25 protein-coding genes are annotated in these 23,565 nt (G+C 74.8%); 4 read left to right on the top strand and 21 right to left on the bottom strand.

The window, feature by feature from the left end:
• Positions 1–3 precede the first annotated feature (3 nt).
• From PT931_RS11085 to PT931_RS11045, 9 genes are all read right to left on the bottom strand, one after another.
• Positions 4–195 (bottom strand): MbtH family protein, encoded by a 192-nt coding sequence (locus PT931_RS11085; protein WP_456245642.1) that lies wholly within the window; start codon positions 193–195, stop codon positions 4–6.
• A 9-nt stretch (positions 196–204) separates the two neighbouring features.
• A complete protein-coding gene (locus PT931_RS11080) occupies positions 205–1,551 on the bottom strand; it encodes an MFS transporter (protein WP_456245641.1) in 1,347 nt (448 codons plus the stop codon).
• Complete coding sequence (locus PT931_RS11075) at positions 1,548–2,801, bottom strand: glutamate synthase-related protein (protein ID WP_456245640.1); 1,254 nt, start codon at positions 2,799–2,801, stop codon at positions 1,548–1,550. The genes PT931_RS11080 and PT931_RS11075 overlap by 4 nt, the downstream gene beginning before the upstream one ends.
• Positions 2,798–3,784, bottom strand: a complete 987-nt coding sequence (locus PT931_RS11070) for an asparagine synthetase A (RefSeq protein ID WP_456245639.1) — start codon at positions 3,782–3,784, stop codon at positions 2,798–2,800. The genes PT931_RS11075 and PT931_RS11070 overlap by 4 nt, the downstream gene beginning before the upstream one ends.
• On the bottom strand, positions 3,681–5,078 hold the full coding sequence (locus PT931_RS11065; protein WP_456245638.1) for a methylaspartate mutase: 1,398 nt from the start codon (positions 5,076–5,078) through the stop codon (positions 3,681–3,683). Before PT931_RS11065 ends, PT931_RS11070 begins: the two co-directional genes overlap by 104 nt.
• Complete coding sequence (locus tag PT931_RS11060) at positions 5,075–5,638, bottom strand: cobalamin B12-binding domain-containing protein (RefSeq protein WP_456245637.1); 564 nt, start codon at positions 5,636–5,638, stop codon at positions 5,075–5,077. Before PT931_RS11060 ends, PT931_RS11065 begins: the two co-directional genes overlap by 4 nt.
• A gap of 173 nt (positions 5,639–5,811) precedes the next feature.
• Positions 5,812–8,712: an AAA family ATPase gene (locus tag PT931_RS11055; RefSeq protein WP_456245664.1), complete on the bottom strand. Its 2,901-nt coding sequence runs from the start codon at positions 8,710–8,712 to the stop codon at positions 5,812–5,814.
• A gap of 198 nt (positions 8,713–8,910) precedes the next feature.
• Complete coding sequence (locus PT931_RS11050) at positions 8,911–9,135, bottom strand: hypothetical protein (RefSeq protein ID WP_456245636.1); 225 nt, start codon at positions 9,133–9,135, stop codon at positions 8,911–8,913.
• A gap of 182 nt (positions 9,136–9,317) precedes the next feature.
• A complete protein-coding gene (locus PT931_RS11045; RefSeq protein ID WP_456245635.1) occupies positions 9,318–9,725 on the bottom strand; it encodes a hypothetical protein in 408 nt (135 codons plus the stop codon).
• Positions 9,726–9,975: 250 nt separating this feature from the next.
• Between PT931_RS11045 and PT931_RS11040 the strand changes: the two genes are divergently transcribed.
• Complete coding sequence (locus PT931_RS11040; protein WP_456245634.1) at positions 9,976–10,725, top strand: methyltransferase domain-containing protein; 750 nt, start codon at positions 9,976–9,978, stop codon at positions 10,723–10,725.
• Positions 10,726–10,825: 100 nt separating this feature from the next.
• On the opposite strand, the gene PT931_RS11035 is transcribed toward PT931_RS11040, so the two are convergent.
• The 4 genes from PT931_RS11035 to PT931_RS11020 all read right to left on the bottom strand — a co-directional run bounded on the left by PT931_RS11035 (position 10,826) and on the right by PT931_RS11020 (position 13,860).
• The gene (locus tag PT931_RS11035) at positions 10,826–11,329 is read right to left on the bottom strand and encodes a hypothetical protein (RefSeq protein ID WP_456245633.1); all 504 of its coding nucleotides are present in this window, start codon (positions 11,327–11,329) and stop codon (positions 10,826–10,828) included.
• A 36-nt stretch (positions 11,330–11,365) separates the two neighbouring features.
• The gene (locus PT931_RS11030; RefSeq protein ID WP_456245632.1) at positions 11,366–12,265 is read right to left on the bottom strand and encodes a DMT family transporter; all 900 of its coding nucleotides are present in this window, start codon (positions 12,263–12,265) and stop codon (positions 11,366–11,368) included.
• A gap of 157 nt (positions 12,266–12,422) precedes the next feature.
• Positions 12,423–12,875 (bottom strand): hypothetical protein, encoded by a 453-nt coding sequence (locus PT931_RS11025; protein WP_456245631.1) that lies wholly within the window; start codon positions 12,873–12,875, stop codon positions 12,423–12,425.
• Between the two features lie 34 nt (positions 12,876–12,909).
• Positions 12,910–13,860: a LysR family transcriptional regulator gene (locus PT931_RS11020; RefSeq protein ID WP_456245630.1), complete on the bottom strand. Its 951-nt coding sequence runs from the start codon at positions 13,858–13,860 to the stop codon at positions 12,910–12,912.
• A 118-nt stretch (positions 13,861–13,978) separates the two neighbouring features.
• Between PT931_RS11020 and PT931_RS11015 the strand changes: the two genes are divergently transcribed.
• Together PT931_RS11015 and PT931_RS11010 are read left to right on the top strand one after the other, a co-directional pair.
• Positions 13,979–15,370 carry an MFS transporter gene (locus PT931_RS11015; RefSeq protein ID WP_456245629.1) on the top strand — a complete coding sequence of 464 codons (1,392 nt, stop codon included), beginning with the start codon at positions 13,979–13,981 and terminating at the stop codon, positions 15,368–15,370.
• A 76-nt stretch (positions 15,371–15,446) separates the two neighbouring features.
• Positions 15,447–16,280, top strand: coding sequence for an alpha/beta fold hydrolase (locus PT931_RS11010; protein WP_456245628.1), 834 nt, complete (start codon positions 15,447–15,449; stop codon positions 16,278–16,280).
• A 139-nt stretch (positions 16,281–16,419) separates the two neighbouring features.
• Here the strand turns inward: PT931_RS11010 and PT931_RS11005 are convergent, their stop codons facing one another.
• From PT931_RS11005 to PT931_RS10990, 4 genes are all read right to left on the bottom strand, one after another.
• On the bottom strand, positions 16,420–16,854 hold the full coding sequence (locus PT931_RS11005; protein ID WP_456245627.1) for an N-acetyltransferase family protein: 435 nt from the start codon (positions 16,852–16,854) through the stop codon (positions 16,420–16,422).
• Entirely contained in the window at positions 16,851–17,444 is a 594-nt protein-coding gene (locus PT931_RS11000) for a cysteine hydrolase family protein (protein ID WP_456245626.1), read from the bottom strand. The genes PT931_RS11005 and PT931_RS11000 overlap by 4 nt, the downstream gene beginning before the upstream one ends.
• Before the next feature lie 138 nt (positions 17,445–17,582).
• Positions 17,583–18,497: a GlxA family transcriptional regulator gene (locus PT931_RS10995; RefSeq protein ID WP_456245625.1), complete on the bottom strand. Its 915-nt coding sequence runs from the start codon at positions 18,495–18,497 to the stop codon at positions 17,583–17,585.
• Between the two features lie 90 nt (positions 18,498–18,587).
• Entirely contained in the window at positions 18,588–19,130 is a 543-nt protein-coding gene (locus PT931_RS10990) for a TetR/AcrR family transcriptional regulator (RefSeq protein ID WP_456245624.1), read from the bottom strand.
• A gap of 23 nt (positions 19,131–19,153) precedes the next feature.
• Here PT931_RS10990 and PT931_RS10985 point away from each other — a divergent pair, with 23 nt between their 5' ends.
• Positions 19,154–19,600, top strand: coding sequence for an SRPBCC family protein (locus PT931_RS10985; RefSeq protein ID WP_456245623.1), 447 nt, complete (start codon positions 19,154–19,156; stop codon positions 19,598–19,600).
• A 7-nt stretch (positions 19,601–19,607) separates the two neighbouring features.
• Here PT931_RS10985 and PT931_RS10980 read toward each other — a convergent pair whose 3' ends face one another.
• From PT931_RS10980 to PT931_RS10965, 4 genes are all read right to left on the bottom strand, one after another.
• Positions 19,608–19,979, bottom strand: coding sequence for an SH3 domain-containing protein (locus tag PT931_RS10980; protein WP_456245622.1), 372 nt, complete (start codon positions 19,977–19,979; stop codon positions 19,608–19,610).
• A 123-nt stretch (positions 19,980–20,102) separates the two neighbouring features.
• Positions 20,103–21,491 (bottom strand): alkaline phosphatase family protein, encoded by a 1,389-nt coding sequence (locus PT931_RS10975; RefSeq protein ID WP_456245621.1) that lies wholly within the window; start codon positions 21,489–21,491, stop codon positions 20,103–20,105.
• Complete coding sequence (eboE, locus tag PT931_RS10970; protein ID WP_456245620.1) at positions 21,488–22,717, bottom strand: metabolite traffic protein EboE; 1,230 nt, start codon at positions 22,715–22,717, stop codon at positions 21,488–21,490. Before eboE ends, PT931_RS10975 begins: the two co-directional genes overlap by 4 nt.
• The gene (locus PT931_RS10965) at positions 22,717–23,565 is read right to left on the bottom strand and encodes a TatD family hydrolase (protein WP_456245619.1); all 849 of its coding nucleotides are present in this window, start codon (positions 23,563–23,565) and stop codon (positions 22,717–22,719) included. Before PT931_RS10965 ends, eboE begins: the two co-directional genes overlap by 1 nt.

Here is a 23,565-nt window from a genome sequence, read left to right as displayed (position 1 = left end):
TACTCAGATCCCTTCCGGGGTCAGGTCGGTCCAGTGCGCGTCGACGTGCTCGAGGCACTCCTGCCGGCCGGCGGGGCCGTGCGTCGCCGCCCAGCCTGCGGGGACCGTGAGGTCCGCCGGCCACAGGGAGTGCTGGCGCAGGTCGTTGACGAGGACGAGGTAGGACGCGTCGGCGTTCTCGAACGGGTTGGTCATGGTGTGCTCCTAGGGGCGCGGGGAGGTCGGGGCGGGGCTGGCGGGCAGGTCGCGGGACCTGCGGATCGGTCCGAACAGGAGGACGAGTTTGCCGAGCACACCGGCCGCGAGCAGGATCCACAGGGTTTCGCGGATCCCGATCGTCGCGCCGAGCGCGCCGCCGGTCAGCGCGCCGAGCGGGATCAGGCCGAAGGCGACGAAGCTGCCGCTGGTGCCGATCCGGCCGAGCATGTCGGGCGGGCAGTAGCCCTGGCGGAACGCGCCGCCGATCACGTTGCCGGCGACGATCCCGGCGGCGGGCACCAGCAGGCCGACCGCGAAGAACGCGAGCGCCCAGCCGGGCCCGGTGAGCGGGATGAGCAGCCCGAACGGGGTGGTGCCGAGCGAGAAGAGCAGCAGGGCCCGGGCGGTGCCGACCCGGCGGGCGACCCGGTTGGCGACCACGGCGCCGAGCACCCCGCCGAGGCAGTCGGCGGCGAGCAGCAGGCCGACCATGCCGGGCCCGGCGCCCACGGTCTGGACCAGGAACACCACGAGCAGGGCGTGCCCGGCGCTGAGCAGCAGGTTGTCGATGGACGCGCCGACGGTCAGGATCCGCAGGTACGGGTCGCGGACCATGAACCGGAACCCGGCCCGGATCTCCTCCCGCAGGGTCGTGGTGCGCGGCTCGGCGGACCGGGCCGGCTCCTTCGTCCGGATGGCCAGCAGGCACACCGTGGAGATCACGAAGGTGCACGCGTCGGCGAGCAGGCCGAGGACGGCGGTGAGCGCCTGGGTGAGCATGCCGCCGATCCCGCTGCCGGACACGACGGCGGCCTGGGCGCTGCCCTGCAGTTTCGCGTTGCCCTCCGCCAGGTCCTCCTTCGCGATGATCGACGGCAGGTAGGCGGAGTAGGCGGGGCTGAAGAACACGCCGGTCGCGCCGCCCAGCAGGCTGACCGCGACGAGCTGGCCGAGGGTGAGCGCCTCCAGCCAGGCCGCGACCGGCACGCTGAGCACCAGGACCAGGGACACCAGGTTGGCGACGACCATGGTGGGCCGGCGGGGCAGCCGGTCGATCCACGCGCCGGCCGGCAGGCCCAGGACCAGCCACGGCAGCCAGGACGCGGCGCTGAGCAGTCCCATCACGAACGGGCCGGCGTGCAGCAGTTCCAGGGCGACGAGCGGGAGGGTGACGCCGGAGATGGCGTTGCCCATCACGCTGGCGGTCTCGCCGAACCAGAGGAGGCGGAAGTCGCGGTGCCGCAACAGGCCGCCACGCGGGGCCTTCCGCGCCGGACCTGTGGCCGGGCTGGCCGGGGCGGGGGCCGGGGTGGCCCCGGTGGCCGGGGCCGGGGGGCTCTCGACGGTGGTCATACCAGGTGCTCCTGTCGTTCGGGCGCCGTCGGCGTCCACACGTCCTCCGGGCCGACGTCCGGCACGGAGTACTTGCCCAGCGCGCTGACCAGCAGCCGCAGTTCCAGAGCCAGCGCCTCGACCAGCCGGACCAGCCCGTCCGAGGGGTCGGCGTCGGCGGCCAGCAGTGCCGCCCGGCCGAGTCCGACGGCGCTCGCGCCCAGCGCCAGGCACTTCAGCGCCCGGGTGCCCTCCCAGATCCGGCCGGTGGCGAGCAGGTCCCCGTCGGGGCGGCCGATCCGGCGCAGGCACTCGGCGAGCGGCAGGCCGACGTGGTCGAGGAACGGGACCGGGGCCCAGCCCGTGCCGCCCTCGGCGCCGTCGACGGTGACCGCGTCCGCGCCGGCCGCCCACGCGACCCGGGCGGCGTCGGCGACGTCCCGGCCGGGGTGCAGCTTCACCCAGACCCGGGCGCGCGGGAAGTTGTTGCGCATGAACCGGATCTGCTGGCGGAGAATCTCCTCGGTGAACGTGCCGGGGCTCGCGCACCGCAGGACGGGGCCGTCGCCGAACACCGGGTCCAGGGCGAACTGGCCGCCGAGCAGCGCCGCGGCCTCGGCCGACAGCACCGTCATCCCGCCGAGTCCGGGCTTGGCACCCTGGCCGACCTTGAGTTCGAACGCGAGCCGGCCGGACTCCAGCAGGGGCCCCGCCGACGGGTCGCTGTAGACGAGGTTCCACACCTCGGCGTCGGCGTCCTCGGTGCTCTGCTGCACCACGACGCCGCCGAGGCCGTCGAGGGCGTGCTCGGCGTAGGCCCGGATCCGGCCGACCAGGGAGGAGCCGGCGTCCGGGTCGAGCCGGCCGTAGCCGTTGACGGGGACGACGTTCTCGCCGATCACCAGCGGCAGGCCCAGGCGGGCGGCCTGCCGGCTCACCGCGAGGCCCAGGTCGGCGCTGGCCACCTGGGTGGAACCGAACGCCGACAGGTACAGGGGCAGCGCGGCCCGGAAACCGCCGACCGTGGCGGTCAGGTCCACATCGGTGTGCAGGGGTTCGCGGCCCAGTTCGATCAGCTTCTCCAGCCGGCGGGGCATGAACACGGGGGGTACGAGGCGGGCCGCGTCGAGCGCGTCCCCGGACACGGGCAGTCCCGCGCCGTACAGGGTGCGGCCGTAGTCGGCGGTGTCCGGGAACACCGCCGCCGTCCCGCGCAGGGCCCGGTCGCGCACGGCGCGCGCGTCGAACCCGGGGGCGCGCAGGGCGGTCATGCCGACACCACGCCGGGGATCTTCGGGTACGCGCTGGCCTGCCACACCGAGGTGAGCCCGGCGACGTACCGGGTGAGGCGCTCCAGTCCGATGCCGAAGCCCGCGCTGCCCGGGATGCCGTCGCGGACCATGTCGAGGTACCAGCCGTACTTGGCCGGGTTCTCGCCGGACTCGCGCATCCGGGTGACGATCCGCGGGTACTCGTACTCGCGCTCGCTGCCGCTGGTCAGTTCGCCGTACCCCTCGGGGGCGATCAGGTCGAAGTTGCGCAGCCTGCCGGCCTCGGTGCGCGATTCGCGGTCATAGAAGCCGCGGGAGCCCTTCGGGTAGTCGGTGACGAAGAACGGGCGGCTGGCCTTCGAGGACAGGATCTCCTCGTTCTGCCAGTCGATCTCCGCGTCGGCGCTCTGCTCCAGGCCCAGGCCGCGCAGGTTCGCCACCGCGTCGGCGTGCGTCATCCGGTCGAACGGCCACTCCAGCAGCTCGGTGAACGCCTCCGGGCTCCGGCCCAGGGCGGCCAGCTCGGCGGAGCGCTCCGCGAGGACCTTCCGGACGGCGTTGACGACGATGCCCTCGGCGACGGCCATCGCGTCCTCGCGGGTCGCGCCGGAGATCTCGACGTCGATCTGGTGGAACTCGGCGAGGTGCCGGTTCGTGTTGCACGTCTCCAGGGGTTCGAGGCGCACGTTCGGCGCGATGCAGAAGATCTTGTCGAACGCGAGCAACGACGCCTGCTTGTACAGGATCGCGCTGGTCATCAGCTTGTACCGGTGCCCGTAGAAGTCGATGTCGACCTGCTTGGAGCCCCGGCCGCCCGGGTCGGTCACCGGGCCGATGATCGGCGGGAGCAGTTCGGTGTACCCGAGCCCGGTGAGGTGCTCACGCGTCGCCGACAGGATCGCGTTCTGGATCCGCAGCGTGTGCCGGGTGGATTCCCGCGAGAGGTGTTCGCGGGGCGAGGCGGGCGGAACGGCGGTGGTCACGGTGGTTCTCCTTCGGGAGGTGGGCGCCCAGGGCGGGGTGGTCGTAGGAGCGTTCGACGTGGGACAGGGAGGTCAGGAGGTCGGCGGAACCGAGCCGCCGCCGGGTGCCGGGGCCGACCAGGTGGCCGATCGGCATCGCACCGACCTCCGACCAGCGCAGCCGGCCCGCCGGGTCGATGTGGCTGCGGGCCCGGCCGGCGTTGTCGGGGTGCAGGCAGAACGGCACGTCGAGGTACCCGAGCGCGAACGCCCTGGTCAGTGCGCGTCCCAGGTCGTCGTCGAGGTGCGCGACGGCTTCGATCAGGGCGCGGGCCTCGGCGTACACCCCGGTGTCGGTGGGGGTCCCGGCCGGACCGGCCGCGCGGGCCCGGCGGGCGGCGGCAGCGGCGGTCTCCAGGGCGCGGACGTTCTCCGCGACGGTGGGGATCCGGTGCGCCTCGGCGACGGTCTTGACGATCAGGCGCGCCGCGCCGGTGCGGACCGCCAGCTCGGCGGACCGTTCCAGCAGGCCCGTCGCCCCGGCCGGGGTCTTCGGGAACACGCCCATGTAGGTGTAGATCACGACGTGCCAGTCCAGGCCCGGGAGCAGTTCCCCGGCGAGCCGGCGGAGCGCGGCCACGGCCTCGGCGTCCTGGCCCGGGTGGGTCTGCTGGGCGTAGCTGAGCGAGACGCTGCGCAGCCCGTGCCGGGCGAAGAACATGGCCTCCAGCACCGAGATGGCCACCAGCAGCCCCGGCGGGCACAGCTGGCCCATCATGCAGCCGCCGAACGTCTCCAGGTGCGGTTCGACCCCGGGTCCGCGCAGCGCGGCGAGCAGTTCGCACGAGCGGGCCCAGTTGCGCACCGAGTCGGCGAGCGGGGTCCGACCGTACGGCAGGCAGTAGGACACCGGGCCGCCCTCGGTGGCGTCGAGCCCGGCGCGGGCCAGCGCCAGGATGATGTCCTCCGGGCAGGCCGAACCGTGCCGGACCTGCACCGGGAACCGGTCGTCGCGCACCCCGTCGAGGACGGCGGCGGTGACCGCCGGGCCGTGCGCGACGATCGGGAAGCCGTTGAGGCCCGCGCCGCTGGCCAGGGCGAGGCCGGCGGCGCGGTGGTCGCCGATCCGGGTGTAGCTGTCCAGGGTCATCGTGCCGACCGTGGTGGCGTCGGCGTGCCGGGTGGCCAGCAGGCCGGCGCGCATCGCGGCCGGGTCGCTGATCCCCATCCGGGGCTGGACGACCAGTTCGCCGGCGGCCTGGGCGCGGCGGACGAAGCCGCCGAAGGAGGTGGCGGGGAGGAGGTCGGCGGTCACCGGGAGGCTCCCGCGTGGTGGGTGGGGCCGCAGAGGGCGGCTTCGGGGAGGTCGGTGCCGGGCCGGCCTTCGTCGGACCCGGCGGTCCCGGCCACGGCCAGGTTCGTCGCGGCTCCCGGCAGGGCGGCCACGAAGGACCGGAACAGGCCCAGGCCCGCGCCGTCCTCGAACACCGCGTCGAAGCCCGCGTCGAGCAGGGTGTGGGAGTGCCGGGCGTTGTCGGCCCCGGCGATGCCGAGCTTGCCGCCGATCACGATGGGGGTACCGGCCAGCTCCGGGCACGCCCGCAGCCGCTCCACCACCCGCGCGCCGTCGGTGAGTCCGTGGCCGTTGACGCTGCTCAGCACGATCAGCGCGGGGCGGCGGCGCCGGCACTCGGCGACCATCAGGTCATCGGGGACGCACGGGCCCAGGTTCGCGACCCGGTGGCCCAGTTCCTCGAGGAGCAGGTGCAGGTAGACCAGGTTCCAGGTGTGGGAGTCCGAGGCCGTGCCCGTGACGATCACGTCGAGGCCCGCGACCGGGTGGCCGCCTCCCGTTCTCTCGATGTCCGTTCTCATGGGGACGACACTGCCGGGACCGGGGCGGGCGAACATGGGTGAGCGGGACCCATCTTCGTGCCCCGGGGCGCCCGACATGGGTGGCGCGCGCTGTCGGGCGGGCGACCGGCGGGTGCCCTGGGCTGGGCGGGAGCGCCGCGACGCGTCGCGGGACTTTATGCGTACGCGGCGGGTCAGCCGTGCCGGGTGACGAGCGCCGACAACGCCGTGCGGTCGGCGCTGTCCAACTTGTCCATCAGACTGGCGACGTGCTTCTCGACGGTACGCGGGGAGATGAACAGCAGCCGGGCGATCTCCGGGTTCGCGCGGCGCTCGCCGAGCAGGGTCAGCACCTCGTACTCGCGGACGGTCACGCCCCGGTCGGCCCACTCGGCGGGGATCGCGTCCCGACCGGTGCGCCGCTGCATGACCCGCACCCCGGCCTTGCGCAGCAGCGCCCGGCACGCGCCGGCCACGGCGGCCACGTCGGCGGTGTGGAAGTGCTCCTCGGCGGCGCGCAGCCAGGCCACGGGGTCGCCCCAGCCGTCGGCGAGCGCGGCCTCGGCGACCAGGCGCAGCACGAGGTGCCGGGCCATCGGGAACGGGGCGGCGGCGCGCACGGCCTCCGCGAGCGCCTCGGCGGCCTCCTGCGGGCGGCGTTCCCGGCCGAGGAGCACCGCGTGCGCGGCGAGCACGAACTGGTGGTTCCAGCGCAGCTTCGCGGCCGGGGCGGCGGCCACGTCGGCGTACCCCTCGCGGCCCGCCCTGCCGGCGAGGATCTCCAGGAGCAGGCCCAGCCCGTACCGGCCGGACTGGTAGTAGATCGTCGGGTTGCAGCGTTCCCACTCGCGGATCCGGGCCATCTCGGCCTCCGCGCCGGGCCGGTCCTCGCCGAGCAGGGCGCAGATCGCCCGGTGCCCGAACACGATGGGCAGGTGGAAGGACTGCTCCCCGCCGTGTCTGCGGAACTCGGCGAGCGCCTTGCGGAGCCCGTCGCGCTGGCCCTGGTGGGCGGCGGCGGCGATCCGGATCACCAGCGCGAACTGGGACTCGCCCTCCTGGCGCATCCGGCTGGTGGCCCCGAACAGTTCGGTCGCGAGGCGTTCGGCGTCCTCGAACTCGCCGTAGAGGACGTGCTGCATCGCCAGGGTCGCGTCGGCCTGGTAGCCGGCGGTGACCGCGCCCAGGTCCAGCGCCGCCCGCCGGGCCTGGCGGACCTGGTCGGCCTGGCCGGTGCGCATCAGTTCGTTGGTGGCGAGCCGGATCTGGGCCCGCAGCCGCCAGATGGACAGCCCGTGCTCGTCGGCGGTGCCGAACATGCTGCGCAGGTGCACGTCGGCGTCGTCGAACGTGCGCCGCCGGGCGAGCAGGGCCAGCACCTGGCGGGCCTGGCAGGCCACGGCCGGCAGCGGGGCGGCCTCGGCGGTCCGGACCACGCGCAGCGCCAGGTCCTCGGCGCGGGCCGCCCGGTCCTCCCCCGGCATGTCGCCGAACGTGAGCAGGTGCGCCTCGACCACGTCCACGGGGGCCAGTTCCTCGGGGCCGGCGTCCGGGCCGAGCAGCGCGCGGGCGGCGGCGACCTGGTCGGCGGCCTCACCCCACTGTCCACCGACGACGCACACCCAGGCCAGTCGGGTGTGCAGGGCGGCGCGCCGGGCGGGGCCGAGCAGCGCGCCGCCGGCCAGTTCGGCGCCGAGCCGCAGGGCGCGGTCGACGTCGCCGGCCTCGGCGAGCGCGTACAGCAACGAGGACAGCACGTCGGCGCGTTCGTTGGCGTGGCCCGCCTCGGGGACGAGGTCCATGGCCCGGTCGAGGAGCCGCACCGCCGAGCCGGCCGCCCCGTCCGCGAGCGCGCGCCGGCCGGCCTGCGCGTACCGCAGCCCGGCGCCCGGTCCGTCGCCCGCGACGAGGCGCAGGGTGGCGACGAGCTGGCAGAGTTCGCCGGTCAGGTCCGGGGACACCGATTCGAGGGCGTCGGCGGCGGACGCGGCGATCGTGGCGCGCTCGGCGGGCAGCAGGGTGCTCGCGAGGGCCTCGGCGGTGAGGGCGTGCCGGAACGCGTACCAGTCGGGACCGGTTCTCGACGGCACCAGCAGCCGGGCCTGCACCCCGGCCCGGACCAGGGCGTGCAGCTCCGCCTGCGGCAGCCCGGACGCCAGTCCCAGGGCGCCCAGGGGGAAGCGGCGGCCGATGACGGCGGCGACCTCCAGCGCCCGGTGCCAGTCGGGGCCGAGCCGGCGGGCCCGGTCGGTGACGCTGGCGACCACGGTGGACGGCACGTCGACCCGCAGGTCCCCCACGACCGTCCAGGCCCCGTCGGAGCGCAGCAGCGCCCCTGCGCCGATCATGCCGCTGAGCAGCTCCTCGACGACGAACGGGTTGCCGTCGGCGGCCCGGGTGAGCCGGTCGACCACCGGCGGCGGCACCTCCCCGACGGGGACGCCGAGGCAGCCGGCGGCCATCTCGTGCACCTGCCCGCCGGTCAGCGGTTCCAGCTCGACGAGCCGGGCGACGCGGCGCTGGGCCCCGGACCGGGCCAGGGTCAGCGCGGCGGACGGCGTGGACCGCAGGCTGGCCAGGACGAGGACGGGCTGGTGGGAGAGGTTGTCCATCAGGTACTCGACGATGTCGAGGGTCTCGGTGTCCCCGTCGTGCAGGTCACCGAGGCACAGCACCGCGCCCCGGTCCCGGCCGACGACGGCGAGCAGGCGCAGCACGGCCTCGGCGAGGACCACGAGGGAGTCCCCGGTGTCGGTGACGGGCCCGTCGCGCCATTCGGGGATCAGCCGCCCGAGCGTGGGCCGGTAGGCGGCCAGCTCCGGGGCGTCGGGCACCCCGTCCGCGCGGGCCAGGGAGAACAGGGCCTCGGTCAGCGGCCGGAACGGCACGGTCGCGCCCGCCGGGGTGGCCCGCCCGCGCAGCACGGTCATGCCCGCCGCCGTCGCGCGGGCCTCGCACTCGCGGGCGAGCCGGGACTTGCCGATCCCCGCGTCGGCGACCAGGAACACCGCGCCGCCCCGGCCCCCGCGCGCGGCGGACAGCGCGCCGTCGAGCAGCTCCAGCTCCTCGGCGCGCCCCACGACCACAGGGGACATCACGTGCACGGCCGCACGCTACCGCCGTGATCACCACGACTGCGGCAAGTGACCGAATGCTGATACAAGTTGACACTGTTTCGATGTAACGGCGTCCGCCGGTCGCGGGCGGCGGCCGGCGCGGGGAAGGGGCCGGTGCCCGGACACGCGAAGGCCCGGACGCCGGGTGGGCGTCCGGGCCTGGGGCCGGTGGGTGGGTCACATGTTGGCGTTCGGGCTGGGCGTCGGGTCGTCGCGGCTGCCGTTGCCGGTGCCGCCGTCGGCGGTCACCCCGCAACCGGGCGCGGCGACCGCGCAGTGCCCCGGGTTCGGGCCGCCGGTGCCGGCGCCGGCCGTCGCGGCCGCGACGCCCGCCGCGCCCAGCAGCAGGGCGGTCAGGGTGGCCAGGACGATCTTCACTCCGGTGGTCTTCGGCGCGTTCATGGTGTGTCTCCCAAGCGAGTGTGCGTTCTCCGTGTTCCCCGTGACTCTGGCACCCAGCCTGCCGGGTCCACATGGGTGTGCGACACCCAGTTTTTCCTAGTGTCGGGCAGACGTCACCGCAGGTCAGGGCCAGTGACGGCCCTCACGGCGGCCGGGTCGGGGATCGGTCGGTCCGGTGTCGTTCAGCCGACGGACACGGGGTCGTCGGTGTGCGTGTCGCCGTCCGCGCGGATCAGGATCCCCGTCTCGACGCCCACCGCGACGGCCGGGACCGCGATGGCGGCGACGATCAGCACCAGGAGGGCGAGTCCGACCACCGGGGCCGCGCCCCGGACGAGCCAGCCGCCGGTGCCGCAGAACACGACGAGGAGCGCCGCGACCTCGCCGAGGGTGAAGGTGACGGCGATCGCGACGTACGCGAGGACCATGTAGCCGGCCGAGCGCGCCCAGCTGCGGTGCACGGCGGTGTCCCGGTCGCGGCGCGCGCCCGCGGCGATCGTGCCCAGCGCGCCCCGGATCTCGAGGATCACCGCGATCAGCAGGGCGGGCAGGACCTGGGCGGCGAGGGCGTAGAAGTTCTCGTTGCGCATCGGACCCACGCTGCCAGCAGTGCCCGATTCGTCCGCCTCGACAGGCCGGAAGACCTCTGACGGGTACCGGACGGGCCGGCGCCCCGGGCGGGTCCACGAGACCGGCGAGCGGCACGGCGCGCCACGAGGCCGGGGCCGGGGGCGGGGCCGGGCGGGGCCGAGCCGGGCGGCACGCGGGCCGGGCCCGGCAGGCGCGGAATCTTCACGGTTCCACCACCGGGTGCCCCGACGGGGCTGGTGGGATCAGCGCATGACCTCCTCATCGATCGCCTACCTCGACCATGTCGCCGCGAGCGGACCCGGCCGGGACTACAAGCGGCGCGCGTTGGCGGCGCTGGACCTCGTACCCGGAAACACGGTTCTCGATCTGGGGTGCGGGCCGGGGACGGACCTCGCCGACCTGGTCGCGGGGGTCGGGCCGACCGGCGGCGTGTTCGGCGTCGACGCGGATCCGGGGATGCTGGCCACCGCCCGGCTGCGCGTCCCCGCGGCGACGTTGCACCTAGGGGACGCGCACGCCCTGCCGCTCGCGGACGCCAGCGTCGACCGGGCCCGGGCCGACCGGGTGCTCCAGCACGTGGCCGACCCGGCCCGGGCGGTGGCCGAACTGCGCCGGGTACTGCGGCCCGGCGGCCGGGCCGTGCTCGCCGACAACGACTGGGACACCCTGGTCGTGGACGATCCCGACGTGGAGACCAGCCGGGCGTACACCCGCTACGTGAGCCACGAACGGGTCCGCAACGCGACCGTCGGGCGGCAGCTGGCCCGGTTGTGCGCGGCGGCCGGGTTCGTGGTGGTCGACGTCGAGGCGGTGACCGTCGTGTTCCGGGACGTGGCCGTCGCCGAGCGGATCCTGCGGATCAGTGACGTGACCGGGTGGGCGGTCCGGGACGGGGCGATGGACGCGGACCGGGCCCGGGCATGGCTCGACCGGGTCACCGCCGGGCCGTTCCTGGCGAGTTCCACGGTGTTCGTCACGACGGCGACGGTGCCGGCCTAGCGTCGGCGTCCCCGACGGGTGACCGGGGCGGGCGGCGTCCCCGGCCGCCGCCCGCACACCGTGCTCCCGCCGCACGCCCGGCACTCTCGCCTGCGGCGGGTCAGCCGATCCGGGTGTGGCTGAACGTGAAGTTCACGTCGTCCCAGGTCGCGCCGTCGTCCCAGGAGAACCGCTGCGCCCAGTCGGCCCGGCCGTCGCCGTGGTCGTCCCACTCGTAGCGGACCAGCACCGGTACGCCGTCGAACTCGTCGGGGCCCTCGAAGATCCCGCGCGGCCCGTCGAACCGGCCCGCGACGGGCGTGTCGAGCACCCCCGGCAGCCGGCTCGACATCCACCAGATCCGCCAGATCCCGGTCGCCGGGTCGAACAGCCGCAGGGTCGCGCCGAACGTGGTCTCCCCGTCGGGCCCCTGCGCCGGCACCGTCAGGGTGTCCACGTTGCCCAGACCGCCGAGGATCGGGCGGCAGTCCCCCGTGCCCTCGAACTCCACCCACTCCGTGCACGCCCGGTCCTTCACGTCGACCAGCTTGCGGCCGACCGTGCGCCATTCGCCGTGGTAGAAGTCGAAGTCGTGCCGGCCGTCGTTGTCGTTGTTCCCAGTCATGCGGGGACCGTAACCGGGACCCACTGACATCTTCTGTCAGTGGGAATCCGGTGCCGGGAGCAGCGCGGCCTCCGGCCCGGCGGCCGGTTTCCGGGTCCGGGCCGTGCCCAGGATCGACCCCAGGATGACCAGGGGGAACCCGATCGCCATGCCCGCCGTCAACGGCTCGCTCAGGACGATCACGCCCAGCAGCAGGGCCACGGCCGGGTTGATGTAGGTGATGACGGTGGCCCGGGCGGGGCCGACCTCGGCGATCAGGGCGAAGAACACCAGGAACGCGGCGACGGTACAGATCAGGGCCAGGCCGAGTACGGACCAGCCGGCGTCGGCGGGGATCCGCTCCGGCCACAGGAACGGGGCGAACGGCGCGTAGAGCACCGTCGCGATGACCAGCGAGCCGGTGACCACGCCGATCGGGGACGCGTCGCCGAGTTTGCGGCTGACGATGATCGGCCCGATGGCGTACCCGAGCGCGGTCAGCATGATCGCCCCGACGGCCGTGAGGTCCGAGAAGTGGATGTCCAGCCCCACCAGGGCGGCGACCCCGGCGAACCCGATCCCCAGCCCGACCAGCCGGCGGGTGTCGAACCTGTCGTGCCCGAGCCGGGTGACGATCACGGCCGCGATCAGCGGGACGACGGCGATCAGCAGCCCGGCCGTGGAGCTGGTCAGCCGCTTCTCCGCGTGCCCGAGCAGCAGCCACGGGCCGGAGATCTCGACCAGGGTGTAGACCAGCAGCCACTTCCAGTGCTTGAGTGCCGAGGACATGCCCTTGGCGTACAGCGCGATCGGGAGCAGGACCGCCGCGCCGATCAGGGTGCGGCCGAACGCGACCACCAGGGGGTCGATGTCCACGACGGCGATCCGGATCAGCAGGTACGGCACGCCCCAGATCACGCTCAGCGCCAGGAACAGCGCCCAACCACGTCTCGTCACGGCCGTACCCCCCAGTGGCTCCTGTCGCGCGTTCCCGCGACGAACGTCCGCCAGGCTACGTCCTCGCAGCTGGGGGCTGCGGGGCGTCCCACCCGGACCGGGGTCCCGGCACGGCCGGAATCTGGCGGCGGGTGACAAATCCGGCGCGGAGGGGCCGTCAGGCGGGGCGGTAGACCGTCTCGACGACCTGGTACGCGTCGTGCCCCGGCACGAGGTTGTGCATCGTGACCCGCGCGCTGTCGGGTTCGATGTGGATCTCCCAGCCCCAGTCGGGCCCGGGCGGCGCGGGATAGGTGCCCGCGAGCCGGATCACGCCGTCCTCGCCGACGGTCCCCGACAGCGGCAGCCAGGACGGCCCCGTGTGGTAGGAGTCGACCCAGACGGCCGTCGCGCCGGCCGGGTCGTCGGGGACGCCCGCGAGCAGCAGGAGCCCGTCCTGGGGTGTGTCGCCGTCCGCCCAGGTGTAGGCGAGCGTGACGAACTCCCGGGCCGTGACGGTGACCGTCGCGGTGGCGGCGGACTCCTGGTAGTCGTCCGTGGGCATCAGGCGCAACTTGTTGGAGCCCTGCCAGCCGCCCAGGAACGGGGTCATGCGATCGACGGTGCCCATCGTCGCAGCGTACCCAACGCCGGCTGGTCGGGGGCTAGGTCGGGGCGGGTCGGCTCGCCTCGGGCTCCGGTAGCCACGCGGCCCCGGGATCCGGCAGCCACCCCTCGGCGGTGGCGAGCTCGTCCACGGCGGCGTGCAGCGCCCGCAGCCCCGGGTGCTCGGCCCCGGCCCGCCAGATCATCGCCCACGGGTACAGCGCCACCGGCTCCACGAGCGGCAGCAGCACCGTGCCGGGGACGGCGGGCTGGGTGGTCATCGTGAGGATCGGGGCGTCGCGGTCGCGGAGGTGCCGCACCAGCTCGTCGGTGCCCTGCACGTGCGGGTGCGCGTCCGCCGCGCCGACGCCGAACGGGGCGAGCAGCTGGAGGACCGCGTGCTCCCAGCCCGGCGTCGCGTGGTTGCCGGCCCGGATGCACACCCCGGAACCCCGCAACCTCTCGAGGGGTACGGCGTCGAGCCCGGCGAGCGGGTGGTGGCCGGGCAGCAGTACGGCCAGGGGTTCCCGCCGGACGACGCGCTGGGCCAGTCCGGCGTCGGCGCCCGGGTACCGACCGAACGTGACGTCGAGCCGTTCGGCCCGCAGCAGGGGTACGGCCGCCTCCGTTCCGGTGTGGAACCGGGCGAAGAACTCCACGTCCGGCGCGTACCGGCGGGCCGCCGCCAGGACGAGCGCGGGGGTCAGCCCGGGGCCGACGACGTCGATGGTCAGCGACCGGGGTTCGCCGCGCAGCTCCCGCACCGTCGTGTCGTACAGCGCCAGGATCTCCCGGGCCCGGGCCAGCAGGGTGTGCCCGGCGGGGGTGAGCGTCACGCGGCGGGTGGTGCGCGCCAGCAGCTGGACGCCGAGCCGGTCCTCCAGCCGCCGGACGTCGCGGCTGAGGGCCTGCTGCGCGACGAAGAGCCGTTGGGCGGCGCGACTGAAGTGCAGCTCCTCGGCCACGGTCACGAAGTGGCGCAGCAGGCGGAACTCCAGGTCGTCGGGCACGGTTCCTTTCTACCCGATTGACACGCCAGGCGCGTCAATCACCCTCGAACAGGTGTTGGACCCGGGGCCGTGACCTCGGGGAAGGTCGAGGGACAGGTTCTTCGGGGAGGTGGACGACATGGGCGCACGGGCCACGATCGCGGCGGGCTACGGGCTGACCGGCGTGCTGAACGCGCTGTGGGGCGCGACCCTGCCGGCCACCGACGCCCGGCTGGACCTGGGCGCGGGCCGGCTCGGCGGCCTGCTGATGGCCCTGGCGCTCGGCGCCCTGGCCGCCATGCCGGTCGCCGGGTGGCTGGCCGGCCGGTGGTCCGAGGGCCGGCTGCTGCGGCTGGTCCTCCCGACCGCCTCGGTGGCGCTGGTCGGCCCGGCCCTGGCGCCGTCCTTCGGGCCGCTGGTGGTCGCCGCCGTCGTGCTCGGGGTGCTGTCCGGCGCGCTGAACGTGGCGCTGAGCCTGCGGGCGGTGGCCGTGGAACGGGAGCTCGGCCGGCCGGTGATGGCCGCGATGCACGGCACGTGGACGCTCGGCGCGGTGGCCGGCGGGGCGCTCGTCGCCGGCGGGCTGCGCACGGGGACGGACGTCCGGGTGCTGATGGCCGTCGGCGCGGCGGCTCTGGCTCTCGCCGGGGTGGCCGTGACGGGGAGCGCGGTCACCACCCCGACCGGCCCCGGGCCGGCGGCCCGACCGGACGGCGGGACGCCGGACGACCGGCGGCCCGGCCCGGCGCACCCGCCTCCCCCGGCGCCGATCACGCCGGCCGGGTCCCGACGGCCCGGCCTCGTGTTCGCGCTCGGGGTGGTCGGCGCGGCCGCGTTCGTCACCGAGGGCGCGGCCACGGACTGGGCCGGCGTGCACGCGACCCGGGTACTCGGCGCGGCCCCCGCCACCGCCTCCCTCATGTACACCGTCTTCTTCGTCGCCATGACGGGTGTCCGGTTCGTCGGCGACGCGCTCCGGGCCCGGCTCGGAGCGGCCACGACGGTCCGCTGGGCGGGAGGGACGGCCGGCGCCGGGTACGCCCTGGTCCTGCTCGCCGGCACGCTCCCCGTCGCCGGCGCGGTCGGCTGCGCCCTGGCCGGTTGGGCGCTCGCCGGCGCCGGGATGGCGATGGTGTGGCCGGTGGTGACGAGCACCCTGGGCGCGTCCGGTGGCACGGCGGGTCGGCTGTCGGCCGTCACCACGATCAGCTACGGCGGCGGACTGGTCGGCCCGGCCCTGATCGGCTACGCGGCCTCCCGGGCAAACCTGCCGACGGCGCTGCTGATCCCGGCGGCCCTGGCACTGCTGGTCGCCGTCGTGGCCCCGTCGGCCCTGGCCAGGGCCACGAACCCGCCCCGGCCCCCCGAGCCGGCCGCCCGCACCGGGGTGCGTGTCCCCGGGACCGAACGCGCCGACCGGCACCCGCGGACGTCCCGCCGCGAAATCTCCGTCGGCGGTGTCGATCCGACCGGCCCCCGTTCGTCGTCACTGCGAACGAAGCCTCCGCCCAGCCCCGTCCGCACCACCTGAGCCCGACCCGGGACCTGCGACCAGAACCCCGCACGACCGACATCCCGACCGAACACCACATCCACAGGAGTACCCGATGATCCCCCACGCGACCGCCACCGCCCGCACCCTCGACGTCCCCGGCGTGCGCCTGCACTACGAGGTGCGCGGCACCGGCCCGCTGATCGTCCTCCTCGGCGCCCCGATGGACGCCGACTCCTTCGCCCCGCTGGCCGACCTGATGGCCACCGACCACACGGTCGTCACCACCGACCCGCGGGGCGTGCACCGCAGCGTGCAGGACGACCCGGAGCGGGACTCGACCCCGCCCCTGCGGGCCGACGACGTCTCCCGGCTGCTCGCGCACCTCGACGCCGGTCCGGCCGCCGTGCTGGGTTCCAGCGGCGGGGCGGTCACCGCGCTGGCCCTCGCCCAGGCGCACCCGGGCCTGCTCGGAACCGTCGTCGCCCACGAACCGCCGGTGGTCGACCTGCTCGACGACGCCGCCCGGGCCCGGCACCACGCGGCCACCGAACACCAGATCGCGACGTACCTGGCCGGTGATGTCCTCGGGGCGTGGGCGCACTTCATGGCCGACGCGAACATCGAGCTGCCGGAGGGCGCGCTGGAGATGATGTTCGGCGGCGAGCGCGACCCCCGGCAGGTCGCCGACGAGCGCTTCTGGTTCGCGCACGAGCTGCGCGGCACGACGAACTGGCTGCCCGACACCTCCGCGTTGCGCGCGGGCGGGGTCCGGATCGTGGCCGGGATCGGCGAGGACTCGGCCGGCGAGACGTGCGACCATACGACCCGGGCGCTCGCGGCGGCGCTGGGCGTCGAGCCGACGATGTTCCCGGGCGGGCACATCGCGTTCGCGGAGGACCCGGACGCGTTCGCCGACCGGCTGCGCGAGGTGCTGCGCGGAAACTAGACCGACGTGCGGGCGGGACTGTCGCGTCCCGCCCGCCGCGGTGTGCGCGCAAGGCGGTCGCCGCTCGTGACCTGGAAACGAAGCTCCGACCAGGAGAGCGGAAGAGCGGATCCGCTGACGGGTACCGGAGCCGCGCCGCCTAGAGCTGGATGCGGTACAGCAGGAAGCCGCGGTTCTCGGCGACCTGGTCGTACAGGCGGCGGGCGGTGGTGTTCGACTCGTGGGTGGACCAGTACACCCGGTCGCAGCCGCGGGCGCGCGCCCGGTCGGCCACCGCCGCGATCAGGGCGCGGGCCACCCCCTTGCCGCGCGCCTCCGCCGCCGTGAACAGGTCCTGGAGGTAGCACACGTCCTCGCCGGTGGTGTTGGCGTGCACGAGGAAGTGCGTGATCCCGACGAGCCGGCCGTCGACCTTGGCGCCGAGGGCGTGCATCCGGGTGTCGGCCGCGAACTCCGCCCAGGCCCGGTCGAACCGCTCGGCCGGCAGGGTCCGTCCGTAGAAGGTGTTGTAGCCAGCGAACAGGATCTCCCAGTCCGGGCGGTCCTCCGGGGCGAGCCGGTCAATGGTGATCATGGGGCGACTCTAGTGCTGGCGACGATGTTCGAGCGGACCGGTTCACCCCCGGCGATCCAGTCGGCGGTGGTCCGGACGGCCGCGAACCCGGCGTGCAGGGCCACGAGCATCACCCGGTGCAGTTCCTCGGCGGTGACGCGGCCGGCCTCGTTGGCCAGGTCCAGGGTGCCGGTGGCGTCGGACAGCACCTCCACGGCCAGGCCCCGGTGGAACGCCTCCCGGGCGGTGGACTCGTCGCAGTGCTGGGTCATGTACCCGGCGATGGTGACCGTGTCCACGTCGTGCGCGGCGAGCCACTCCGCGAGGCCGGTACCCGTGAACGCCGAAGGCCAGGTCTTGTCGATCAGGTGGTCGTGGTGCCGGTCGGCCACGGCGTCGACCAGCTTCCAGCCGGGGGTGCCCTCGGCGAAGATCGGGGCGGCGGCGCTCTCCGTGTGCCGGACGACCACGACCAGGTGGCCGGCGGCGGTCGCGGCGTCCATGGCGGCGGCGATGTTGGGCAGGGACTCGGACAGCGGCGGGTACGTGATGGGCAGCGCGCCGGTCACGTACTCGTTCTGGACGTCGATGATCAGGAGTGCCTTCGTCATGGGTACAGCCTGCCCCGCCCGGCGCGGGGTCGGTGAGGGTCGCGCCGGCCTCCGACCGCAAGAATCCAGCCGCACCGCCGGACCCGTGGCGGCTCCGTGCGTGGGTGCCACGGTCACCGGGAGCGGAGCCGCCGTGGGTCAGGGCCGGCGGTAGTCGCGGGGCGCGACGCCGAACTCGGCCCGGAAGTGCGGCCGCAGCGCGGTGGCCGAGGCGAACCCGCACTTCCGGGCCACCTCCTCCACCGCCAGGTCGGTGGTCTCCAGCAGCCGTTGGGCGCGCAGCACCCGCTGGTGCAGCAGCCACCGGGCCGGGGTGCCGCCGGTCGTCTCCCGGAACCGGCGGTCGAACGCGCGCCGGGACATCGTGGCGCGGCGGGCCAGCTCGTCCACCGGGATGTCCTGGTCGAGGCGGTGCAGCGCCCAGTCGAGGGCCGCGCCGACCGGGTCGGCGCGCAGCGGGGCGGGCACCGGCTCCTCGATGTACTGGGCCCGCTCCCCCGACCGGTGCGGCGGCACGACCATCCGGCGCGCGATCCGCCCGGCCACCTCCGCGCCGGACCGGTGCCGGATCAGGTGCAGGCACAGGTCGATGCCGGCGGCGCTCCCGGCGGAGGTGGCGATGTCGCCCTCGTCCACGTAGAGCTGGTCGGTGTCGACGAGGATCTCCGGGTACCGGGCCGCGAGTTCGGCCGCGTACGCCCAGTGCGTGACGGCGCGCCGGCCGTCGAGCAGCCCCGCCGCGGCCAGCACGAACGCGCCCACGCACAGTCCGGCGACCCGGGCGCCCCGGGCGTGCGCGGCCCGCAGCGCGTCGAGGACGGGCTCCGGCGGCGGTTCGAACGACGTCCGGAACGAGGGCACCACGACGAGGTCCGCGTCGGCGAGCGCGTCGAGTCCGTACGGCGCCTCGAGCCGCAGGCCGCCCGTACTGGTCAGCGGGCCGGGGTCGCCGGCCACCATCCGCAGGTCGAAGCCGGGTTCGCTGAACACGGAGGCGGGCACCGCGGTCTCGAACAACCCGGCCCCGTCGAACACCAGCACAGCGACGATCATGCGGTCAGCCTAGGGGCGCGCGGTCCGGGCGGCGGGGCCGGGCGGGTGCGGGGGCCCCGCGCTGGCGGGTGCGGAGGTTCCGCGGTCAGCTCACGGGTAGCCCGCCAGGAAGCGGTCCATCGCGGCGTCCACGCCGGCCCGGTCGCCGGTGGCGAGCAGGTCCAGGAGCAGGCCGCGCACCACGGCCAGCCCGAGCCGGGCGTGGGCGCGGGCGTCGGCCTCGGACAACCCGTGCCGGACGCCCAGTTCCGTGCCGGGCGCGATCCAGGACTCCACGATCCCGTCGAGCACCGGGGCCACGGCGGCGTCGCCGGCCAGCGCGCGGCCGTACAGCTCGAAGAAGAGGCGTTCGTGCGGCCACAGGTCGGGTTGGGAGACCCGGTTCCAGACCTGGCGGGCGAGTTCGGCGGGCGGCAGGTCGGCGGGCAGGCTGGCGAGCAGGTCGCGCTGGGCGGCCTCGACGGCGCGGACCACCTCGACGAGCAGGCCCTCCCGGGAGCCGAAGTGGTAGAGCAGCATCCGGTGGCTGGTGCCGAGCGCCCCGGCGAGCTGGCGCAGGCTCAGGTCGCCGAGGCCGTGCGCGGCGAGGTGGGCGATGGCGGCGGTCAGCAGCCGGGTCCTTGCGCTCTCCATGTACCACATGGTACATGTACCAGATGGTACAGAGAATTGACGTCCGGGTCGCCACGACCGCCGACCCGGCGACCGTGCACGCGCTGCTCCGCGACGGCCGGACCTGGCCCGAGTGGTCCCCGATCGGCTCGTTCACCCTGGAGCGGCCGGCCGCCGACGAGCCGGAGGGGGTCGGGGCGGTCCGGGTGTTCCGCACCGGCCGCGCCACCAGCCGCGAACGCGTCGCCGAGCTGGTCCCCGACCGCCGGCTCGGCTACGAGCTGCTGTCCGGCCTGCCCCTGCGGGGGTACCGGGCGAACGTGGACCTCACCCCCACGCCGACCGGTACCGAGATCCGCTGGCACTCGACGTTCCGCCCGAAGGTGCCCGGCACCGGCTGGCTGTACCGGCTGGCGCTGCGCGTGTTCATCCGTCGGTGCGCCGAGGGCCTGGCCGCGCACGCCGCCCGGCGGCACCCGGCCGCCCCGTGAGCCGGACTCAGGGCTTCAGGCCCGGTCCGCACGACTCCCGGGAGTGGAAGGTCAGGAAGTCGCTGCGGACCCAGCCGATCTGCCCGGTCCTCCGGTTGGTCAGGTAGGTCCAGTCGGCACCGTCGTCGGCGACGGCCGTGCACCGGTAGCGCGCCCCGTCCTCCGGGGTCAGCACACCGATCTTCGCGCACTGCACCCCGTTGCCGGTGCGGATGTTGACGGTCCGGGTGGCCGAGTTGCCGTACTCGCCCTCGTGGGTCCACGGTTGCCAGCCGCAGTGGGTCTGTCTCGACTCCGCCTGGGCGGGCGCGGCCAGGGCGGTGACGCTGGCGAGCGCGACTCCGGCGACCGCCAGCGCGTACCGGAAAAGAGTGTTCATGGTGTCCCCCGTGCTCTCGGAATGGGTGCCACCATCGTGTGACACCCATCCCGACCCTGTCCCCAATTTGGGGCATCCACGAACAACTCCATGCATAACTTGCTATGCCGACGGCACCGGCTATCACTCCAGTCCGGCGAGCCGCAGCAGCAGCGCCTTCACGTCGGTGGCCGCGAGCCGTTCCCGGGCCTCCGACGGGTCCGAGCACAGCAGCACCGGGGCCTCGGCCGCGCTCGCCGGCAGCCGGCCGTGCGAACCCCGGACCGCCTCGGCCCCGGCGTCGAGACCCACGACACTCATCAGGTACCGCATGCCGAGCTTCTTCCTGGCCAGCGCCATCCCGGCCCGCAGCTTCGCGGCCCCCGGGCCGGCCGGGTCGAACAGCAGCTCGGCCGGGTCGTAGCCGGGCTTGCGGTGGATCTCCACGAGCCGCGCGAAGTCGGGGGCGGCGGCCGGATCGGTCCAGTAGTAGTACGTGAACCAGGCGTCGGGCTCGGCGACCAGGACGAGTTCGCCGGCCCGCTCGTGGTCCAGGCCATACCGCGCCTTGCCGTCGGCGTCGAGCACCTCGGCGACGCCCGGGATCTCCGCGCACAGGTCGGCGATCTCCTTCACGTCGGCAGGGTCGGCGACGTAGACGTGCGCGATCTGGTGGTCGGCCACCGCGAAGGCGGGCGACGTCCACGGGTCGAGGTACTCCATCCCCGCCTGGGTGTGCACGTTGAGCAGCCCGGCGTCGCGGAGCACCCGGTTGACGTGCACGGGCCGGCGCGCGGGCGTGATCCCGTACTCCGACAGGGCCACCACGGTCGCGCCCCGTTCGGCGGCCGCGTCGAGCAGCGGGCCGAGGACCGTGTCCAGTTCGGCGGCGGCGCGGGCCGCCTCGGGGCCGGCCGGGCCGAAGCGTTGCAGGTCGTAGTCGAGGTGCGGCACGTAGACCAGGGTCAGGTCGGGTTCGCGGGTCTCGAACACGTGCTGGGCCGCCTGGCAGATCCACTTCGAGGACGGCAGGCCCGCGCCCGGCCCCCAGAAGGAGAACAGCGGGAAGACACCGAAGTGCTCCTCCAGCTCGTCGTGCAGGTCGGGCGGGAACGTGTAGCAGTCGGGTTCCTTGCGGCCGTCCGCCCGGTAGACGGGCCGGGGCGTGACGGTCCAGTCCACGTCGGCGCCCATCGCGTACCACCAGCAGATGTTGGCGACCGTGTAGTCGGGGTCGAGCCGGCGCGCGGTCTCCCAGATCTTCTCGCCGCCGACGAGCCGGTTGTGCTGCCGCCAGAGCAGGACCTCGCCGAGGTCGCGGAAGTACCAGCCGTTGCCGACGATGCCGTGTTCGGCGGGGGTGGCCCCGGTGAGGAGGGTGGCCTGCACGGAGCAGGTCACGGCCGGCAGCACCGGGTCGAGGCGGGCGGTGAAGCCCTTCTCGGTGGCGGCGCGCAGCAGGGGCATGTGGTCGAGCAGCGGCGGGGTGAGGCCGACGACGTCGATGACGACGAGGGGGGTGGGGCGGCTCATCGGGCCACCGCCCCGGCGGCGGCACGTAGGGACGCGGACCCGGCGGCGGCGCGGTCGGGCGCGGTCCGGGCGGCGGCGGTGTCGGGCGCGGACCCGACCGGGGTCAGGCCCAGGGCCAGCAGCTCCCCGTGCGCGAACGCCAGCTCGGCGGCGATCCCGACCACGAGTTCCCCGTCGTCGCGCGGCCTGCGGTCCTCGGGCAGCACGTTCCAGGTGTACGTCTCCACCTCCAGGTGGTCGCACAGCGCCCGCTCCCCGCCGACCAGCGCGGCCAGCCCGGCCCGGAGCACGGGCGTCGTGCCGGACAGCGGCGGCGCCGGTTCCGCGTGCAGCGGCACGTGGAAGTGCACCCGCCACGGGCCGTCGGGGTCGGCGGCGAGCGCCTCCGGCAGGTCGTCGTAGGCCTCGCCGGCCCGGGTGCGGGTCTGGTGCAGGAACCGGGGCTCGGCGTACCCGGCGAGCACCGCGGCGGCGGCGCGCGGGTCGGTGACCTCCAGGGCGGCGGACACCTGGGTCTTCACGACCGGGAGCCCGGCCGCGTCGAGCCGGGCGACGGCCTCCGCCGGGTCCTCCCAGGCGCACGCGAGGTGCGCGAGGTCCAGGCACAGCCCGATCCGGTCGGTGTCCACCCCGGCCAGGGCGGACACGGCCTGGGCGGTGGTCTCCACGACGCAGCCGGGCTCGGGCTCGACGGCGACCCGGACCGGCGGCCCGTCGAGCGCGGCCAGCCCGACAGCCAGCGCGTCGAACAGCCGGGCAGCGTCGTCGGACTCGGCCGGCCCCCACGGGTCGCGCCAGCCGAACGGCAGGGTGGAGATCGAGCCCCGGGCCGCACCCTCGGGGAGCAGGTCGGCGAGTACCCGGGCCAGGTCCAGGGTGTAGTCGAGGCGGCGGCGGTCGGTCCAGTCCGGCCGGTACACGGCGTGCTTGACGACGGGCGCGTGGAACGTCTCGTACGGGAACCCGTTGAACGTGACGACCTCCAGGCCCCGGGCGTCGAGTTCGCGGCGGAGCCGGGCGCGCAGGGCCGGGTCCCCGGCGAGGGCGGCGGCGACCGGCGCGGCGAGCCACAGGCCCAGGCCGAGCACGTCGGCGCCGAGGGCCTCGCGGACGGGCAGGGCGAACGTGTCGAGCTGGGCGAGGATGCCGGCGAGGTCCTCGGCGGGGTGCACGTTGGTGCAGTACGCGAGGTGGACGAGGGTGCCGTCGGGGTGTCGGAGCCGCATCACGCACCGCCGCGCAGGATCGAGTTGCCCTCGAAGGTGGGCTCGGTGTCGACGGCGTCGAGCTGGAGCCGGCCGGACTGGCCGTAGAACTCCACCGGGTTGCGCCACAGCACCCGGTCCACGTCGTCGGCCGTGAACCCGGCGGCCAGCATCGCCTCCCCGGTGCGCAGGGTGAGCAGCGGATCGGAGCGGCCCCAGTCGGCGGCGGAGTTGACCAGTACCCGGTGCAGGCCGTGCTCTCGCAGGATCGTCACCATCCGGTCGGGGGACATCTTCGTGTCCGGGTAGATGGAGAACCCGGTCCAGCAGCCGGCGTCGGCGACCGGGCGGACGGTCAGCTCGTTGAGGTGGTCGACCACGACCAGCCCCGGGTCGATCCCCGACTCCTTCACCACGTCCAGGGTGCGCTGGGTGCCGCGCGCCTTGTCCCGGTGCGGGGTGTGCACGAGAGCGGGGAGCTCGTGTTCGACCGCGAGGGCCAGTTGCGCGGCGAACACCTCGTCCTCGGCCGGGGTCATCGAGTCGTACCCGATCTCGCCGACGGCCACGACCCGGTCCTTGGCCAGGTAGCGCGGCAGGACGTCGAGGACCTCCCGGCAGCGCGGGTCGTTGGCCTCCTTCGGGTTCAGCGCGATCGTGCAGTGGTGCGCGATCCCGAACTGGGCCGCCCGGAACGGCTCCCAGCCGATCAGCCCGTCGAAGTAGTCGGTGAACGAACCCACGGTCGTGCGCGGTTGGCCGAGCCAGAACGCCGGCTCCACCAGGGCCCGCACCCCGGCGGCGGCCATCCGTTCGTAGTCGTCGGTGGTGCGCGACGTCATGTGGATGTGCGGGTCGAAGATGCGCAA

Source organism: Longispora urticae (genome assembly GCF_053902585.1).
This window is presented reverse-complemented; position numbering and strand designations above follow the sequence as displayed.